Origin of the sequence: Neolewinella agarilytica (genome assembly GCF_900110645.1) — a bacterium.
GTDB lineage: Bacteria > Bacteroidota > Bacteroidia > Chitinophagales > Saprospiraceae > Neolewinella > Neolewinella agarilytica.
The window spans coordinates 34,290-52,582 of record NZ_FOFB01000032.1; the positions used below are offsets into that span (position 1 = coordinate 34,290).

Annotated in this window: 12 protein-coding genes; 7 read left to right on the forward strand and 5 right to left on the reverse strand. The window is 53.2% G+C overall.

Annotated features, from left to right (window positions below):
- The first annotated feature begins 250 nt into the window (after window positions 1–250).
- The 3 genes from BM123_RS21015 to BM123_RS21025 all read left to right on the forward strand — a co-directional run bounded on the left by BM123_RS21015 (window position 251) and on the right by BM123_RS21025 (window position 3,076).
- Entirely contained in the window at window positions 251–514 is a 264-nt protein-coding gene (locus tag BM123_RS21015) for a co-chaperone GroES (protein WP_090172608.1), read from the forward strand.
- 170 nt (window positions 515–684) lie between these two features.
- Entirely contained in the window at window positions 685–2,328 is a 1,644-nt protein-coding gene (gene groL / locus BM123_RS21020) for a chaperonin GroEL (protein WP_090172610.1), read from the forward strand.
- Window positions 2,329–2,473: 145 nt separating this feature from the next.
- Window positions 2,474–3,076, forward strand: coding sequence for a Uma2 family endonuclease (locus tag BM123_RS21025; RefSeq protein WP_139212012.1), 603 nt, complete (start codon window positions 2,474–2,476; stop codon window positions 3,074–3,076).
- 69 nt (window positions 3,077–3,145) lie between these two features.
- On the opposite strand, the gene BM123_RS21030 is transcribed toward BM123_RS21025, so the two are convergent.
- The 4 genes from BM123_RS21030 to BM123_RS21045 all read right to left on the reverse strand — a co-directional run bounded on the left by BM123_RS21030 (window position 3,146) and on the right by BM123_RS21045 (window position 13,971).
- Window positions 3,146–4,285: a phytase gene (locus tag BM123_RS21030; protein ID WP_175489500.1), complete on the reverse strand. Its 1,140-nt coding sequence runs from the start codon at window positions 4,283–4,285 to the stop codon at window positions 3,146–3,148.
- A 148-nt stretch (window positions 4,286–4,433) separates the two neighbouring features.
- Window positions 4,434–7,202: a TonB-dependent receptor gene (locus BM123_RS21035; protein ID WP_090172615.1), complete on the reverse strand. Its 2,769-nt coding sequence runs from the start codon at window positions 7,200–7,202 to the stop codon at window positions 4,434–4,436.
- Window positions 7,203–7,751: 549 nt separating this feature from the next.
- Complete coding sequence (locus tag BM123_RS21040) at window positions 7,752–10,667, reverse strand: TonB-dependent receptor (RefSeq protein ID WP_090172617.1); 2,916 nt, start codon at window positions 10,665–10,667, stop codon at window positions 7,752–7,754.
- Window positions 10,668–10,890: 223 nt separating this feature from the next.
- Window positions 10,891–13,971, reverse strand: a complete 3,081-nt coding sequence (locus BM123_RS21045) for a T9SS type A sorting domain-containing protein (RefSeq protein ID WP_090172618.1) — start codon at window positions 13,969–13,971, stop codon at window positions 10,891–10,893.
- A gap of 297 nt (window positions 13,972–14,268) precedes the next feature.
- Here BM123_RS21045 and BM123_RS21050 point away from each other — a divergent pair, with 297 nt between their 5' ends.
- From BM123_RS21050 to BM123_RS21065, 4 genes are all read left to right on the forward strand, one after another.
- Entirely contained in the window at window positions 14,269–14,706 is a 438-nt protein-coding gene (locus BM123_RS21050) for a DUF2147 domain-containing protein (RefSeq protein WP_090172620.1), read from the forward strand.
- 218 nt (window positions 14,707–14,924) lie between these two features.
- Window positions 14,925–15,134 (forward strand): hypothetical protein, encoded by a 210-nt coding sequence (locus BM123_RS21055; protein WP_139212014.1) that lies wholly within the window; start codon window positions 14,925–14,927, stop codon window positions 15,132–15,134.
- A 171-nt stretch (window positions 15,135–15,305) separates the two neighbouring features.
- Window positions 15,306–15,806 (forward strand): metallophosphoesterase family protein, encoded by a 501-nt coding sequence (locus BM123_RS21060; RefSeq protein ID WP_245748641.1) that lies wholly within the window; start codon window positions 15,306–15,308, stop codon window positions 15,804–15,806.
- A gap of 97 nt (window positions 15,807–15,903) precedes the next feature.
- Window positions 15,904–16,629, forward strand: a complete 726-nt coding sequence (locus tag BM123_RS21065; RefSeq protein WP_090172626.1) for an inorganic pyrophosphatase — start codon at window positions 15,904–15,906, stop codon at window positions 16,627–16,629.
- A 415-nt stretch (window positions 16,630–17,044) separates the two neighbouring features.
- Here the strand turns inward: BM123_RS21065 and BM123_RS21070 are convergent, their stop codons facing one another.
- Window positions 17,045–18,202, reverse strand: coding sequence for a CNNM domain-containing protein (locus tag BM123_RS21070; protein WP_090172628.1), 1,158 nt, complete (start codon window positions 18,200–18,202; stop codon window positions 17,045–17,047).
- Window positions 18,203–18,293: the final 91 nt, after the last annotated feature.

An 18,293-nucleotide genomic window follows, 5' to 3' on the forward strand; every position in this document is an offset into this window, starting at 1 on the left:
TGCCTTGCTCCTTCCTCCTCCCCCATTTGGGGCCGGGCCGAAGGCCCGACCGGGGTCCTTGCACCTGCGGCCGCGCCCCCTGCTGAGCTTACCGGAGCACCAAAATTGTCAGAATTGCCATCAATGACTGACAGATTGTCAATCTCCCTTTACTGGCACGACCTATGCAGGGTAATCGCGTGCGCGAAAGTCAGTTTGTCTGGCGGCGCATGAATTGCACTAAATTTTTTACGAACCAAACCATAGACACATGAAGCCGATCAATGATCGTGTAGTGGTAAAACCCGCTCCCGCTGAAGAAAAAACCAGTGGCGGAATTATCATCCCCGACACCGCAAAAGAGAAGCCCCAACGTGGCGAAGTTATCGCGGTTGGCCCCGGTAAGGATGGCAACAAGATGACCGTTTCAAAAGGAGACATCGTCCTCTACGGTAAGTACGCTGGCCAGGAAGTTAACCTGGAAGGCAATGACTACCTGATTATGCGGGAAGATGACATTCTGGTCATCGTCTAAGGATTGAATGGGGGAATGAGTGAATGGGGGAATGAGTGAATAAAGGAATGGCTACCGCAAGGACCATTCAAACTCTACGCTTACTCCTCTAACTGCACTCAGTAGTTGTCACAATGACACACTGGCCACATTCCATCATTTTATTTATTCAACAACTCAAACATTAAATTATGGCTAAGGAAATTAGCTTTGACAGAACCGCGCGGGAAAAGCTCCACGCCGGTGTAGACGCACTTGCAAACGCAGTAAAAGTAACCCTCGGGCCTAAGGGCCGTAATGTGGTTATTCAAAAATCTTTCGGCGCTCCACAAGTCACCAAAGACGGAGTTACGGTAGCTAAAGAAATTGAACTGGAAGACCCCGTAGCCAATATGGGTGCTCAGATGGTGAAGGAAGTTGCTTCCAAAACCGCTGATATCGCCGGTGACGGAACCACTACCGCTACCGTACTGGCCCAGGCCATGATCCAGGCCGGTCTTAAAAACGTAACCGCTGGTGCTAATCCAATGGACCTCAAACGAGGCATCGACAAGGCCACCAAGCTGGTCATCGAGCACCTGAAAGGACAGAGCGAAGAAGTCGGTAGCGACTTCGGCAAAATCGAGCAGGTAGCTTCTATCTCCGCCAATAACGACAATGAGATCGGCGCGCTGATCGCTGACGCCATGAAGCGCGTAAGCAAAGATGGTGTTATCACCGTTGAGGAAGCTAAAGGCACCGACACCTACGTTGACGAGGTGATGGGTATGCAGTTTGACCGCGGCTACCTGAGCCCCTATTTCGTTACCGATGCCGAGAGCATGGTGACGGAGTACGAGAACCCATACATCCTGATCCACGACAAGAAGATCAGCAACATGCAGGACATCCTGCCCGTGCTGGAGCAGGTCATCCAGAGTGGTCGTCCGCTGCTGATTATTGCTGAAGACATCGAGAGCCAGGCACTCGGCGTATTGGTAGTCAACCGCCTGCGTGCGCAGCTGAAAGTAGTAGCCGTTAAGGCACCTGGTTTCGGTGATCGCCGGAAAGCTATGCTGGAAGACATCGCCATCCTGACGGGCGGTACGGTCATCAGCGAAGAAAAAGGTTACAAGCTGGACCAAACCACAATGGACCTCCTCGGTACCGCCGAGAAGATCACCGTTGACAAAGACAACACCACCATCGTCAATGGTGCTGGTGCTGATGAGAACATCAACGGCCGTATCGGTCAGATCAAGCAGCAGATTGAAACCACGACGAGCGACTACGACCGCGAGAAACTGCAGGAACGCCTGGCCAAGCTGGCTGGCGGTGTTGCCGTCCTCTACGTTGGTGCTGCCACCGAAGTGGAAATGAAAGAGAAGAAGGACCGCGTTGATGATGCTCTCCACGCTACCCGTGCCGCCGTTGAGGAAGGTATCGTAGCTGGTGGCGGAGTTGCGCTCGTACGCGCTATTGCGGCCCTGAAGGACGTGAAGGGCGAAAACGAAGACCAGACCATCGGCATTCAGATCGTACGTAAAGCCATGGAGGCTCCCCTGCGGACGATCTCTGACAACGCTGGTGTAGAAGGCTCTATCGTTCTCGACAAGGTCATCAACGGCAAGGGTCACAGCTTCGGCTACAATGCCCGCACCGATGTATACGAAGACCTGAAAAAGGCTGGTGTCATTGACCCAACCAAGGTGACCCGTATTGCGCTGGAAAACGCAGCGTCTATCTCCGGTATGGTTCTCACTACGGAGTGTGTTATCAACGACAAGCCTGAGCCAGAAGCAGCGGGTGGTGGCCACAGCCACGGTATGCCCGGCGGTATGGGAGGGATGATGTAAAATCCCCGTTTCACGGTTTTCCGACTGAAGTCGGGGCTGTGTTACGAAGCTCTTCGAGCTTGCCAGACATGCTTAGAGAAACCCGGTCAGCAAACTGCTGGCCGGGTTTCTTCGTTATATCCGTACCTTGTTTAAAATTAATACCATGGGCCAACCGCAATTGAAAAACGAGAAGTACACCATTGAAGAATGGCAGAAGCTGGAGCAGTCCGGAGACATTCGCTATGAGTTTCATTTCGGAGAAGTTTTTGCGATGGCGGGGGGGACGATTAATCATGGAAGAATCAGCCGAAACGCAACTACCATTCTGGATAATCACTTCAACGAAAATGATAAAAACTGCGAAGCATTTAACTCTGAATTGAAAATCGAAGTAAAGCCAAATGGACAGTATGTCTACCCCGACACCTTAGCTGTCTGCGGCGAGATCAAAGAATCGGACACCGTAAAGGGCTCCATCATTAACCCGGTACTCGTCATTGAGGTGCTGTCAGAGAGTTCAGAAGCTTACGACAACGGCGTTAAATTCCGCTACTACAAAAAGCTCCCTTCCCTGAAAGAATACTTTCTGATCGACCAGGAGAAGGCCATCGCTATTCTTTACCGACGTAATGGCACTGGGGACATCTTCTCCCGAATCGATTTTGAAGGTCTGGATGCTGTCATTGAACTCGAAAGTGTCGACCTCACGCTCCCATTGTCGGCCTTTTACCGGGGGGTGGAACTTACGGAGGAATCGATAGGTTAGATGCTATAGTTTTCCGACTAAAGTCGGGGCTGTGTTACAAAGCTCCTCGAGCTTGCCAGACACAGCAGCCTATTCCATTATTTCACTAAGGCTTAGTGCGCTAATTACTTCCCGCCAGTCAACCAGTTTAAAGTTCTGCGGGCGAAGGGTTTGATCATCATAGTTAAACCCGTCTTGCACCACTAACATTCCCTCCGGGAAGTCGGGACCAAAGTTACCGGCGACGACTTCCAGCCCATCGGTTTCTTCCACGCCGTCAATGCCGGGTCCATCCACTATTTTGAAGCTCCCGAGGAAGGCATTGTCTCCGGCGCGGTCGAAGACCGCGTAAGAGAAGTTACCCTGGGAGCTAAGCACGAGGTAGCCCGTTCCCGCTCCGGTGCTGAGGAGAGAGAGGCCTTCCACATCGGCTACGAGTTGATCGTTGGTAGCGATCTCTGCGCCCTCAACGATCCATTGCACCTGCGCTTCGGCGCCCAAAACTTCTTCCTCTCCTGGTACGAGAGGCAATTTCCAAAGACCTCTGTTTTCTTCTCCGATGTATAACCATCCCAGCTCATTGTCCGCCACCATCCCTTCTGTTTGAGAGGGGATGGCAATTTCACGGACCAACTTTAGCGACAAGCGACCTTCGGACTCTTCCAGTAAAAACTGTTGCACGCGACCGTTTTTGCCGTTAATGATGGCATAAACGTCTTCATTCTTCACATTTCTGGCCAGACAAAAGCCGTAGACATCATCAATCTTCGTGGAATCAACCGGCAGGCTTCCGGAAGCCACATCCGTAAGCTTTCCCGTTTCCGGATCAATGCTAAAGAGATCCACCGACTGATCCGTCCGGTTACTACAGCCGAGTAAACTAACGGTCGCTCCCCCCAGCCTGACTCCCTCCAGAATATCTACGTTATTGATTTTTCCGATTGGATAATAATCGACCTCACGCCCTTCAAGATCATAGGCCGCTAATCCTCCCGTTTTATTAGAGCCAAAAATGAGGCTCTTTTTCCCATCGGTTGGGTGCCTCCATACTGCAGGATCATCAGCAGCATCGGCTAAAGAACCTGCGCGAGCCTGGTCCGTTTCTGTTTTTGCGCTTACCGCCGGAATAATCAGATCCTGCGCCGCATAGGCTGCCCGTAAAGCAAGGCTGTCTTCTCTGGCTTCTGCGCTTTCCGCATCCATAACCGGCGGAAGAGTTTCATCGGCCATTGACGGTGGTTCACAGCTCATTAAAAGTAGCAGTGGGAGTAAGATCAGGTACTTGATAATTCAGCGATTTACAATAAAAAATAGCACTCCACGCAGAAACAATCATACGTGGAGTGCAGGAAGTATGGACTAATGGGACAGCAGTTTTCTATTTAGCCAGGTCAAACTTCACGCCCAGATCAAAACGGACATTGTAGTATTCTGCCTGAAAAGTGCGTTCGCTGCTTCCCTGGAAGTAGCGCAGCGGCTGGTTCAACAGATTATTGGCATTACCATAGAGTGTAAAGCGGGGGCTTAGACTGTAATTGAAATTAAAGTCGAGGTAAGTAACCGCATTATAGTTGACATCCGTAAAGGCTTCGTCACCTACCTCATCGATGAAGGAAGAGGCGTAGTTTAAAGATAGGCGGGTCGTTAAATTACCCGTATCGTAGGCAAGGGAAGCATTCAGGGTATGCTTTGGTGCGCCAGGCAACGAGAGGTCTTCGTTTTCGCGGCCTTCGAAGTTGAACTCCGTGACCTTTGAGTCAATGAAAGTATAGTTGAAGTAAAGACCAAAATTACGCAGGGCCGGAGCGATAAAGTCCAGCTGTCGCTGAAAGGCAACTTCGAGCCCTAAGAGATTCGCATTTCCGCCATTGATGGGCTGGGTAAAGCTGCCGTACTCCGTGCCCTCGAAGGTAAAATCATCCAGGCTCTGGTTTACGATGAAATCACTGATATCCTTAAAGAAAACACCACCAGACACAAGACCGATATTACCAAAGTAGTGCTCTACCATCAGGTCCAGGTTAAGGCTGCGGGTAGGGTCAATATCGGGGTTACCAATACTGAGGTCTTCCCCGTCTTCTATTTGACGATAAGGTACCAGGTCGAAGTAGTTAGGCCGCGCCAACGTGTTGGTGTACGCAAAGCGGAGAATGGTATTCTTTTTCAGGTTGTACTTCAGATGTAAGCCGGGCAGCAGGTTGGTATAGTCCGAGGTAGCCTTCCCGGTTGCGGTCAGTGTTTCCTCTTCATCGTCATAGCGGAAGCCGGAGTACTCCAGGCTTGTGCGCTCCAGGCGCAGACCAGCTACGGCCAGCAGCTTAGGGCCTAGTTGTTGCTCCAGCATAGCGTAGGCACCAATGATGTTTTCGTCAGCATCGAAGTTGCCCGCCAGCTCACTCAGGGCTTGTTCGCCTTCGAAGTCCGCACCCCTCAGGTTCAAATCTCCTACGTATTCCCGGCTGATGAAAGAGCCGGCCTGATAGTCGCCAGCCAGGAAGTTGTCCCGGCTCTGGTCCTCCAGATTATTGAGTCCCTGATTGAATACATTGTCTCCAACGGGTTCGTACTCGTAGAAATCATTATCGCGAACTTTGTTCTTCGTCCGCAAGCGAGCACCGAATTTGAGGGCATTGCGGCTTGGTCCGGTAGTGGCTAGGGGCAGCTCAAAATCAAGCCGGCCGTTCACATCCACATCTTCGGTAAACTGCGTTTCTTCGGTAATTTCACTGAGCTCCCATGCAGAAGAAGGGTTTTGAAAAGCGGATTCCGTAGCATTAATCAGTGGCTCTTCGGGATTGTCAAAATCAACGTTTACCGGCACTACATCATCCGTGGCAATTTCGTAGTACCGCTCATTGGGGCGGTCTTCAGAAGCACGGGCGTAGTTGGCACTCCAGGTAGTTTTCAGCTTACCGAAAAGGTGCTCGCCGCTAAGGCTGAAGTTCATCATTTTCTGATCTTCCAGACGGGCGTACTTTTCGTCTTCGGTGCCAGACTTCGTCTGCCGCTCTAACTCAGCCACCCATTGGCCGTCCTCCTCTTCAATATCTTTATAAACTGCCCGGTAGCGGTTTTCCCAATCGTTGCGATGGTTGTAGATGCCCCGGAAGAAAATGGTGTTTTTGGGATCAAATTTATAGTCAAGGCTCAGGGAATAACTCTGGCGAATACGCTGCAGGTAGTATTGGCGAATCTGAATTTCTTCGGGATAGTTGTTCTCGCCTTCGTCAAAGCGATCATTGTCGTTTTCGTCGTCATAGGTCCATTCGGCTTCCACATTATCGGAGCCCAACTGGTTATTGAAGTAAGAGCCGCTGAAGATGACACCAAGTTTGCCATCAGCGTACCGATCCCCATAGATAAGCCCGCCGTTAAAAGTAGGTTGCTCGGCCAGCAGGTTGTAGCCCCCACCTAAGGTTCCGCTAATCCGACGTTCGTAGGGCGCTGCGCGGGTAACGAGGTTGGCGGCTCCACCAATGGCGTCGGCGTCCATATCAGGCGTAACGGCTTTGCTAACCTCTACGGCCTGGACCATGTCAGATGGGATGAGGTCCAGCTGGATGGAGCGTACTTCCGCCTCCGCAGAAGGAATACGCTCTCCGTTGATCATGACCGAGCTTAGCTGCGGAGCCGTACCCCTGATGTTCCCGAAGCGCGCTTCTCCCTGATCATACTGAACGTTGATACCGGGAACCCGCTTAAGGGCATCCCCGATGTTCTGGTCGGGGAAGCGTCCGATCTGATCAGCGGCAATCACGTTGGTGATATTTACGGCCGCCTGCTGAGTACTCAGGGCGCGGGCCTGCCCGCGCAGTTGGCTCACAATGGCCACCTCGGCCAGCAAAACGCCCGGCTTCATCAGCACATCCATTTCCGTCGTTTCACCAGCCGTGATGGTGATAGGCTGATCGAAATCCGTAAAACCAATATAGGTTACTTTCAGGGCGTGCTCTCCTGTGGGAAGGCTCCGCACGTTGAAAAAGCCATTGGCATCCGCAACAGTAATCGCTTCGGTATTGACAATAACCGTGGCTCCCGCCAGGGGTAGATTACTTTCATCAACAACCCGTCCGGTAAGCGTGCCCGTTTGGGCGCAGACGCAGGTGCAAAGAAGGGTTAAAAAGCAAAGGAGTAGTAAGTTTCTCATAGTGTGTTAATATTCCGCAAAGGTCAGCGGGTTCCATTAACGAGAGACTACCTGTCCGTAAAGGCTGAGTGAATAAGTTGGGAGGGTTTATTAAATGTTTGTGAAGGGGTGGTGGGCTTCCCAGTTGAGCGGTTTTGGACCTTTACCGCCGACTAAAGTCGGCGGTACAAAAGCGCCCCCCACAATCCGTGAGAGGCGCCTGATGATTACAAAGTAATCTAGTGCAAATTCTTAAACCGCTAAGGACCTTTGAGCGTCCGGCAGGACCTCGAAGCGTCCGGGCCTGGCAAGAGCCTCGAGCGTCCAAGCGTGGCACGACCTTCGAGCGTCCGGCAGGACCTCGAAGCGTCCGGGCCTGGCAAGAGCTTCGAAGCATCCGAACGTGGCAAGAGCGTCCGAGCGTGGCACGACCTTCGAGCGTCCGGCAGGACCTCGAAGCGTCCGGGCCTGGCAAGAGCATCGAATCGTCCGAGCCCGGCAGAGCGTCCGAGCCCCGGCTGCGCGGACGCTGGCAGGTCCCGCAATACTGCGGGACGCAGCAAGGTCCGCTTACAGACTGTAGCTTACCCCAAGGGAAATATCCCGTCCCCGCGTATACTGGCTGAAGATGTACTCTTCCCCCTGGAAGTCGCTGAAGGTCTTGTAGTCCGGGTTAATCAGGTTCCGGGCCCGGAAGCTGAACTTGAAGTTATTGATCGTCTTGGAAACGGAGAGGTCCAGCTGGCTGCGGCCCTGCTCGAAGATATCGGGGGAGCCAACGGCACCGATGCTCTGCAGGCGGTCGCTGAAGTAGTTGTAAGCGATGATGGCATCCCAGCCCGTTTCCGGAGTGCGGAAAGACAGGTTGGCGTTTCCGACAAAGTCCGACTGGCCGTTGAAGACGCGCTCTGCGCTAAAGTCAGGGTCCACCTCACGGCCAAGCACCACTTCACGGGCGTCAATTTCCTGACTGGACTGAATAAAGGCCAGGTTACTGCTGAAGGTGAAGTTCTGAAGCTTCTCCCCCAGGAAGGCGAGTGACTTGCGGAATTCCAGCTCCAGACCGTAGAGATCAGCGCTCTCCGAGTTCGTCCAGGTAAATTGCTGCTCACCGGAGAGACGGAAAGTTGTCACGATCGGGTTCGTGAACTGCTTGTAGAAAGCACTGACGGCGATTACTTCTCCCGCATTCGGGAAGATCTCGTAGCGGAGGTCGTAGTTGTCGATGTTCGTCAGCTGAAGGTCGGGATTACCAAAAACCGTTGGCTCACCGAGGAAGCCGAAGCTACCGAAGGGCGCTACTTCCCGCATGTTCGGACGGGCAATTGTCTGAGAGAAACCAAGACGAAGGTTAGAAGACTCTGTTGCCTTGAAGATCAGGTTCAGCGCGGGCATGAAGTTCGTCTCATCGATATTGGCCGTGTTGTCATCAATGCGGTCCTGATCAATTTCACGCTCATTCTCTGCGGCCATCATGATTTCGTTGGGAACAACCGCACTCTCGACCAGGATAGTCGTCTGCTCCGCCCGCAGGCCAGCCACTGCTTTCAGCCGAGGCGTAAACTCATAGGTAAACATACCGTAGGCAGCAGCTACGTCAAATGTGCCTGTGTAGCTGTTTGCCAGGTTAGAATTGTCAAAGAGAAATACTCCGATAACATTGCTTCCTGGCTCACCACCAATTACCCCGAGATTATCAGGGCCGAGCCAGGTGTTGAAGTCTCCTCCAGCCTCGCTGAAGGAAATACCGGAACGGTTGTCGTAGGCGAAGATGTTCTCGTTGAACTCCCGCTCTTTAGTTTGGTACTGTCCACCAAACTTGAAGTTGTTAGCGCGACTCTTCTTCTGTAGGAAAGGTACAGTAATGTCCAGTTTCCCCTGGTAAGACTGGTCATCCAACTCCCGGAAGAAGCGACTCGGACGACTAAACTGAGAAGGGTCAATGATGAAGTTTTCGCCCTGCTGGATATATTCGGCGAAGCGTAGATCTGGCTCGTTTTGCTCACTATCAACATAGTTAGCCGTCCACTCGATCTTTGTCCCACCAAGGCCCGTCAGCACGTGCTCTCCCTGAGCGACGTAGTTAATCAGCTCCCGTTCAAGGAAGGTAGAAGCCTGTGAGCGGTAGAAGTTATCGGCCTCGCCGCTGGCACCTTTATTTTCGTTAGATCCCTGAAGAATACGTCCTTCGGTGAACCCCTGATGGCTGTACAGACTGTAAAGGGTAATCTCATTGGAAGGGCTGGGCTTGAAACTCAAACCAAGCATGCCGCCAACCTTACCGGCCTGGGTACTCTTGTTATCCTGAACATTGTAGATTTCCTGTAGCGGACCTCCATCTCCGGGGTTAACGTAGTTACCACGGATACCGTCGTTGTACTGGCTAAAGTCCTGGCTTACGCTTACTGTTCCAAATACACCTATGGGCATAGAGCCCAACTGAAACTGGTTGCCAATGTTGGCACTCAGGCTGTAGTCAAGCCCGGAGTCCTTATTGTATAGATTGAAGCCGTTACCCAATTCGTTGGCTACTTCATCTACAGCACCGGCGAGTTCATCATCCCGGCGGGCGCGTCGTCCGGCGTTGCTCGTCAGTACACTCAATTCACTGTCAGCATATTGTACCAGGCTGGCCGGCCGGTCCAACGTCCCATCATTATACCCCAGGCCAATACCATCACCAGCATCGTAGGTCAGGAAGTTGTCCTGAAAGTTAGACTGACCGTTGTAGCCACCAGAAGCGGATACGCCCCAGGTAAACCGCTCGGGCAGCGCCTTGATCTTGATGTCCACGCTACCGCCGGTGAAGTCACCGGGCAGGTCGGGCGTAAAGGTCTTGGAAGCAGAGATGTTGTCGAGGATGCTCGTCGGGATGAGGTCCAGCTGAGCACTGTTGCGATAGGGGTCGATACTCGGCAGGCGCAGACCGTTGATGGTCGTAGCGGAGTAACGGTCACCGAGGCCGCGAACGTAGACATACTTACCGTCCACGACGGTGGTACCGGTCACTTTCGTCAGGGCCGCGGCGGCCGTTCCGGCACCGAGGCTCTTGATCTCCTGGGAGGAAATCATGTCCTTAGCGTTGATATCGTTTTGGCGGAGTTTCATCACGGCAACTTCGCCGCGCTCCAGGGCTTTGGCCGTCACCGTTACGTCGAGCTCCAGCTCGACACCGGAATCTGCTTTGAAGTTGACGTCAAGGATCGTTGTTTCATTGGCTACCACTTCCACGCCTTCAATGATCTGATCACCGTAGCCGACGTAAGAGGCTACCAGGGTGTAAGTGCCGGCATCGGCCTTAAACTGATACTTGCCTTCGATATAATCCGTTTGGGCACCCGTAGTAGTGCCTTGGATGACGACATTAGCCCCCAACATCGGGAAGCCATCTTCATCATAAATAGTGCCCGAGATGGCACCTTGTTGCCCGTAGGCGGTTCCGGCGAAAAGGATCATCGCCAGGAAGAAGAAAAATTGCTTAAACATTGTTATTCTATTTTGCACTAGAATGGAAAAGTAATCGTGGTTCGCGGGGAACCTTAAAGTTTTTGGGTTTGTACCGCCGGCTTCAGCCGGCGAGTGCCGACTGAAGTCGGCACTACAAACTGCACTCACGCCTTAGTGTGACGTTTACACTAAGTATAAGTCACGGTCGGGGAGTTGCACTCCGAGTAAAAAGAACTCAAAGTGCAACTCCCCGACCGAAACACTATTTCTGCACCACCATCTTCTGCAGCAAACGAGCACCTTGCGCGTCGAGAACGACGAGGTAAGTACCGTTCGCCAGGCGGCTGGCGTCAAAGTTTTCGGTCTGCTCGCCGGCTCCGTAAGTCCGCGTCTGGCGGGCAACGGGGCGGCCGAGCATGTCAGTGATCGTGATCGTCACGTCGGAAGTCGTTGGCAGTTCGAAGCGGATCTGCGTCAGGCCGTTCGTTGGGTTAGGCACGGGTGCATCAAGCAGCATACCGCTCTCCACTACCCCGTTTACGCTCGTCGTACCGTTCTGTACGATGTCCGTTGTTTCCAGGGCCGTCCAGCCGGTCAGCCAGTTAGGATTGCTGTTGCCGTTATCACCTGCTGGTTCGAAAGCGCCATAGTACTCAACACTTGCAAACCCATCTACTGCTGCGGGAGCACCGTAGCCAGCGATAGCGAACTCGTTAGGGCGAGGGTCAAGGCTACCGCCATCAGCGTCTCGCTCCATATCCAGCAGTACCGGATCAACGATTTGGTTGTTGGCCGTTAGCATTGCAGCGGACAGGATTGCCGTAGAAGTTGGAACGATGTTTTCTCCCTGATCAACAGCCACGAAGAGGGTGGCTGCATCCGTACCGGCTCCGAAGGAGAAGAAGATATTGTCTTTCAGCTCCAGGTCACCAGCTTCAAAGCGGGCAAAAGCGTCAACGTCTGTATCATCCCGGTCTTCGATGGCAATGGCCGCACCGTTGAAATCGGTGAAGATGGAGTTGCGGTAGAAACCACCGGCATTGTCGCGGAAGAGGACAGAAAGTGGAAGCGCGCGGTTAGCGTCACCACCCGTAGCCGTCTGGCCGTTACCGATACCTACGTAGGTAGCGTTGTAGATGGTTGGCTGGCTGAAGGGTGCCTGACCGTCGGGGTTAGCGCCATCGTGCTCACCGGAGCGGCCCGTGCCGGTGCCGGGGCCCTGCAGGGCGTACCAGAACTGACCACCACCGCGCCAGCCGAAGTCGTAGTCAAAGCCATCGTCTCCGCAGAAGGAAACGGCCGCGTGGTCTACCCGGACCGTACCTCCGAAGAACTCGATGCCATCGTCTTCGTTAGCGAATACCTCGACGTAGTCGATGGAAGTACCGGAGCCTACGCCACCGAGGGTAAGGCCGTTGATTTCGTTGTCCGTTGACAGCTGTGCTCCACCGTGGCGGATGGAGACGTACTTCAGGATACCGGAGTTGTCAGCATCATCCGGGTTATCACCGCCGCCGAAGCGGGCGCGGGCTTCGTCGGCGTCAATGCCTTCGATGCCGTCTTCGCCGCCGGGGCGGGCGATGGTGGCATTACCGAGGATGATCAGGCCACCCCATTCGCCGCGGTCGGCGCTGGTGAAGTCCCCGTCGTCTTCCAGGTCGTCGTCTTCAGCGGTGAAGATGACCGGGTTGTCCGCCGTACCGACGGCATTGATCGTAGCGCCACGGGTAATGATGAGGGCGGAAGTATTGTCTCCCGTGCTGATGTCAGCACCACCGCGTACCACAGTACCAGCAGCGATGTTGAGTGTACCTCCTTCTTCGAGGTAAACCAGTCCGTCAAGGATGTAGCAGCCACCGTTCCAGTTGTAAGTTTCGCCGCCAATCAGATCGTTGTCCGTAATGGTCACACACACTTCGGTGTTGATGGGGGTAACGAGGTCACCAAGGTAGCCGTTTTGGCTCAGGGCCGTCCAACCGGAGAGCCAGAGAGCAGAGTTACCGAAAGCTCCACGGTAGGTGACAGCCGTAAAGAAGTCATCATCAGACGGTGTGGCACCGCCAAGTACGGCGGAGCTTGCGTTCAGGCGTGGGTCGAGGCCTCCGTCGTTCGTCCGGCTGATGCCGGCGATGCCCGTGGCTCCGATGGTGTTATTGGCAGCGAAATCAGCCGCAAGCGTGGTGGTAGAGGCCGCAACGATTTCTTCGCCCTGGTCAACGGCCAGGAAGAGGTCACTGGCGTCGGTACCGGCACCAAAGTCTTCGAACACATTGCCAGAGAAACCAAGGTCTCCTGCCTGGAAGCGGGCGAAGGCGTCAACGTCCGTGTCGTCGCGGTCTTCGACTGCGACAGCAGCACCGTTGAAGCCCGTGAAGATGGAGTTATTGTAGTAGCCGCCGGCGTTGTCGCGCAGCATAATAGACAGTGGGATGGCGCGGTTAGCGTCACCACCGGAAGCAGTAGCACCGTTGCCGATACCAATGTAAGTCGCGTTGTAGATCGTTGGCTGGCTGAAAGGAGCTTGGCCGTCAGGGTTAGCACCATCGTGCTCGCCAGAGCGGCCAGTACCCGTGCCGGGCTCCTGAATGGCGAACCAGAACTGGCCCTTGCCGCGCCAGCCGAAGTCGTAGTCAAAGCCATCATCCCCACAGAAAGCGACGGAAGCGTGCTTTACGGAAACGGTGCCACCAAACCACTCGATGCCGTCGTCTTCGTTAGCGAATACCTCAACGTAGTCAATCTCCGTACCGGAACCTACACCACCGAGGGTAAGTCCGTTGATTTCGTTATCAGTTGACAGTTGTGCACCACCGTGACGGATGGAGACGTAAGTAAGAACGCCGGAGCTCTCCGTATCATTTGGGGTGTCGCCACCACCGAAGCGGGCACGGGTTTCATCGGCGTCGATACCTTCGATACCGTCTTCGCCGCCGGGGCGGGCAACGGTGGCGTTACCTAGAATGATGAGGCCACCCCACTCGCCGCGGTCAGCACTCGTAAAGTCACCATCGTCGGTCAGGTCATCTTCACGAGCGGTGAAGATGATCGGGTTGTTTGCAGTTCCACGGGCAAAAATCTGGGCACCGCGGGCAATGATGAGGGCGGAGGTGTTATCTCCGGTAGAAATTTGGTCATTCTGAATGCCGCGGATCACGGTGCCGGCTTCGATGTTAAGTACGCCGCCTTCTTCAAGAAATACAAGACCGTCGAGAATATACTCGGTGTCGTTTGTCCATTCATAGGTTTGTCCGCCAACCAGGTCAGCGTCGGTGATTATAGTCTGGGCAGTAGCCAAAAAGCCACAACACAGTAAAGAGAATAAAAGGGTAAATTTGGTTGTCATTCTATGCGAGTTGATTTCTGCCGCAAAGGTCACCTCATCCCGTTAAGCCGTCTTTACGGCTGTGTTAACTTATTGTAAGTTAGACACGAACTAATGTTATCTCTTTGGTTTTTGACGTTCTGCATCCCACCATTGCTCTTACGGGAGACACCTTGCACCGGCGGTCCCCCGCCCAAATGACGCTCCACTTCTCCCGGCAATAACTCCTGGTCGGTTTCTTCCCAAAAAATAACAGACGCCTAAATAAGAAACCTTGTTTGAAAACCGTTATCTTACCAACATACCAATATACACTGAATGGCTAAACGCTACTTCCTCCTCTTTTTCATCGCGGTTTTCACTTTAGGTATCCAGGCGCAGAGCATGGACGCCCCAACCGGCCGTTGGAAAACGACCGATGACGAAACCGGTGAAACCAAATCCATCATCGAGATCTATGAAGAAGGCGGCTCTTATGCTGGCCGTATCGCCCAGATCCTGACCGGCAACGATGATGCCATCTGCGACAAATGCTCCGGCAAGCAAAAGAACAAACCGATGCTTGGCCTGGTCATCATTAATAATCTAAAGCCCGAAGCCAAAGGCGAATGGAGCGGAGGAACCATCCTCGACCCTCAGAAGGGCTCGGAATACCGGCTCTCCGCCTGGTTTGAAGATGGAGACGCTAATAAACTTTACATCCGTGGCAAACACTGGACCGGACTATACCGGACGCAGGTTTGGACGCGGGAGTGAGGTAGACTGTAGACTGTAGACTGTAGACTGTAGACTGTAGACTGTAGACTGTAGACTGTAGACTGTAGACTGTAGACTGTAGACTGTAGATAACCTACCTGAGACGAAAACGAAGCCCTCGGGCCACGAAATATTGACTTTTCCCATCAACTAAATATTCACCTTATTCTCTCACTCTTCAAGTGTTTATCATGCACAAAACCTTTACTCAAGATGACATGATCGCCTATTTGTACGGCGAAAGCACCCCAGCCGAGATGGAGGCGACGGAGGCAGCTCTTGCTGCTGACCCGGTCCTCCGCGGTGAGCTGGCGGAGCTAACCCAGGCACAGGCCAGCCTCCCTCGCGTGCGTTTCAACGCCCGTCGTCGGTTGATGGACGTGATCCGTAGCTATGCTATGGGGCCTGATTTGCAGCTGTCTGTTTAGTACTGTAGTCGGTAGTATTGTAGTATTGTAATACTGTAGTGCTACCGTACGAGGCAGACGCGATTGGCGTTACAGGAGTGATCGCATCACTTTTGTAACGCTTTTTTATTGCACCTTGCCACCTCCAAGATGCGGCAGCCCAAAAGACTAAAGAACCAAAATACCACCCCCTTGAAAATAGGCCTCCTATCCGACACCCACTCCTTCCTCGACCCTAAAGTTTTTGTGCACTTTAAAGACTGCGATGAGGTCTGGCACGCAGGAGACGTTGGGGATTCTTCCTTAATTGATGAATTAGAAGCCTTTAAGCCATTTCGCGGGGTATACGGTAATATTGACGACCCCACCGTTCGGCAGCGGCTGCCGCTGAATCAGTTTTTCACCGTAGCAGGCTTACCCGTGCTGATCACCCACATTGGCGGGTATCCCGGTCGGTATACCTCCAGAGTCCGGCAGTTGATTGACGAGACGAAGCCAGGGCTTTACATCTGCGGCCATAGTCACATCCTTAAGGTAATGATGGACAAAAAACGAGGCGTCCTGCATATGAATCCGGGAGCCTGCGGAAAGCAAGGTTTCCATAAAATCAGAACCGTTCTCCGTTTTGACATAAATGCCGGTCGGGTAGAAAATTTAGAAGTAATTGAATTGGGCCTTAAAGGGGCCATTTAGTCTTTAGGAAAAATCATTAACCGTACCTTTGTGCCTCTTTTCGATAAACGGCGTCTCAAGGTCGTCTCCCCTCTCTCTTATATAATCCCCAAATGACATGGCTCAGGAAGCTTACGACAAACTCTGGAAACTTATTGGTCTCCGTTACACCTCTCACCCCTGGCACGGAATCGACATCGGCAGCCGCGCACCGGAATACGTCTCTACCTTCATCGAGGTAATCCCTTCGGACACCGTCAAATACGAAGTAGATAAAAAATCCGGCTATCTGAAAATTGACCGCCCTCAGAAATTTTCCAACATTGTTCCGGCGCTCTACGGTTTCATTCCACGCACACACTGCAAAGAAGAAGTAGCCGCTTACTGTATGGAGAAGACCGGACGGACGGACATCGTCGGTGACGATGACCCGCTGGACATTTGTGTCCTCACCGAACGGGAAGTAACCCATGGAAACATCATCGTGAAGGCCCGCCCCATTGGCGGGTTCCGGATGCTGGACGGCGGCGAAGCCGACGATAAGATCATCGCTGTCCTCGAAAACGATGAGGTTTACGGCAAGTGGGAAGATGTCTCCGAACTACCTCCTTCTATCGTTAATCGACTACAGCACTACTTCCTCACCTACAAACAACTTCCGGAAGAAGACCCCAAGTGTGAGATAACCCACATTTACGGACGGGAAGAAGCTCATGACGTAATCCGCGCCAGCCAGCGCGACTATAAAGCCGTCTACGGAGACCTGGAAAGCGTTATGTCCGCCACGCTCATGGAAGCACTCACCTTCGGGAAGCAGAAGCAGGACATTTTGAATGACTTGTAGGCTGGAAGCGGAGGGCTGTTCCTCCTCCTGTCTGCTACGGTTCCGGAGGGATCGGGGCCGCGCAATCATTAGTACAGCGTAACATAAGTTGCCGAATACTCTATTGGCCCTCGGTGCGCGCCCACTGAGCTTGTCGAAGTGTACCTCGGCTCGCTGCGCTCGCTCGGCACTTACTCTGTGGACCGGCGGGCTGTTTCAGGGCCATCGGCGCGCTACGCGCCGACGGTTCGCCCCCCTAAAGCCCGGTCCCCGATCAAAACCCTGAGCCCATTCGGCAAGCTCAGGGACCACGGCACTTTGACCGGAGGGAAAAGAGAGCCAAAGGGTGCGCCGAAGGGGCACCCCAATGACCGATAATTTAGAGTACCGTGTAGTAGTGCTCTTGTTAACCCAGAGATGGCTTGTGCTTTTCATTCTAGCCCTTCGGCTCCGTCGGAGAATCCGGCAGCACGTCTACGCCCTGGTTTCTTTCCAGTTCGGCCAGGTCGATACCCATCGACTCTGCACGCTTACGCCAGCGCTTACGGGCCAGGTCTTGCATGTCCTGGCTGGTATCCATCTCATCCATGATTTCCAGCCCGAGCAGGGTTTCCATCGCGTCTTCCATCGTTACGAGTCCTTCCAGTCCGCCAAATTCATCCACCACCATGGCAATCGGCTCCCGGCGCTCCAGCATCAGATCGATCAGCTTGTGCAGTGACGTCGTATCCGGCACCGGTAGCAATTCCCGAACGAGGGTACGAATGGATTCTTTTTCTTTTTTCTCAATGATGGCCTTATAAACCATATCCTTCAACACATAGCCTTCCACCTGATCTCGCGTTTCTCCGAAAACGGGGTACCGGCTGAAGGGGCTGTTATCGAATTTCTCGTAGAAGTCTTGTATGGTCATCGTTGCCTTGGCACCGACGACTACGGTACGAGGTGTCATCACATCGTGCACGCTGAGGGATTCAAAAGCCAGCAGGTTTTTCAGGATGCGGCCTTCCTCTTCCTTCAGTTCTCCCTTTTCGGTCTGAGACTCCGCCATCGCAATGAACTCCGTACGGGTAAGCGCCGTACCGTGTGGGTCCTCCCCGCGGAGTAAAAGCTTTTTGATCTGGTCAGAAATCCAGATGAAGCCCGTCCAGGTAAAGATGGTCACCATCACGTTGAGGGATTTCACCGTAAAGGGTGCCAGTTGCTTCCAGTAGGTCGCGCCCAGGTTCTTCGGGATAATCTCCGAAAGAACAAGGATAGCAATCGTCATAACTACCGAGACGATCACTTCATAGCTCACATCAATGGGGTAAGAAGGAATCGGGATGGTAAAGGCGTTTCCGTCACCAAAAGCTGCTCCCGTGCTGGCGCCAACCAGGATAGCGCCCACCGTGTGGGCCACCGTGTTCAGAGAAAGAATAGCCGTTAGCGGAGCGTTGACATCGTTCTTAAACTTCTGTAAAAGCTCACCGGTCTTGCCGCCTTCCTTGACTTTGATCTGGACGTAAGAAGGGGTAACGGAAAGCAAGACGGCCTCCCAAATCGAACAGAGGAAAGAGAAGGCAATGGAAATGAACGCGTAGATAAAAATCATGTGGGGGGGAAACGGGGTTCCTGTTTTAGTCAGTGGCAAAGATAAAAAAGCGCGGCCAAGACGGTACTATCCGTCTTCGCCGCGCTTGCAA

Excerpts from the sequence above, each read along its gene's own strand:
- BM123_RS21015 (WP_090172608.1), top strand. The coding sequence starts at position 251 with ATGAAGCCGATCAATGATCGTGTAGTGGTAAAACCCGCTCCCGCTGAA.
- groL (WP_090172610.1), top strand. The coding sequence starts at position 685 with ATGGCTAAGGAAATTAGCTTTGACAGAACCGCGCGGGAAAAGCTCCAC.
- BM123_RS21025 (WP_139212012.1), top strand. The coding sequence starts at position 2,474 with ATGGGCCAACCGCAATTGAAAAACGAGAAGTACACCATTGAAGAATGG.
- BM123_RS21030 (WP_175489500.1), bottom strand. The coding sequence starts at position 4,285 with ATGGCCGATGAAACTCTTCCGCCGGTTATGGATGCGGAAAGCGCAGAA.
- BM123_RS21035 (WP_090172615.1), bottom strand. The coding sequence starts at position 7,202 with ATGAGAAACTTACTACTCCTTTGCTTTTTAACCCTTCTTTGCACCTGC.
- BM123_RS21040 (WP_090172617.1), bottom strand. The coding sequence starts at position 10,667 with ATGTTTAAGCAATTTTTCTTCTTCCTGGCGATGATCCTTTTCGCCGGA.
- BM123_RS21045 (WP_090172618.1), bottom strand. The coding sequence starts at position 13,971 with ATGACAACCAAATTTACCCTTTTATTCTCTTTACTGTGTTGTGGCTTT.
- BM123_RS21050 (WP_090172620.1), top strand. The coding sequence starts at position 14,269 with ATGGCTAAACGCTACTTCCTCCTCTTTTTCATCGCGGTTTTCACTTTA.
- BM123_RS21055 (WP_139212014.1), top strand. The coding sequence starts at position 14,925 with ATGATCGCCTATTTGTACGGCGAAAGCACCCCAGCCGAGATGGAGGCG.
- BM123_RS21065 (WP_090172626.1), top strand. The coding sequence starts at position 15,904 with ATGGCTCAGGAAGCTTACGACAAACTCTGGAAACTTATTGGTCTCCGT.
- BM123_RS21070 (WP_090172628.1), bottom strand. The coding sequence starts at position 18,202 with ATGATTTTTATCTACGCGTTCATTTCCATTGCCTTCTCTTTCCTCTGT.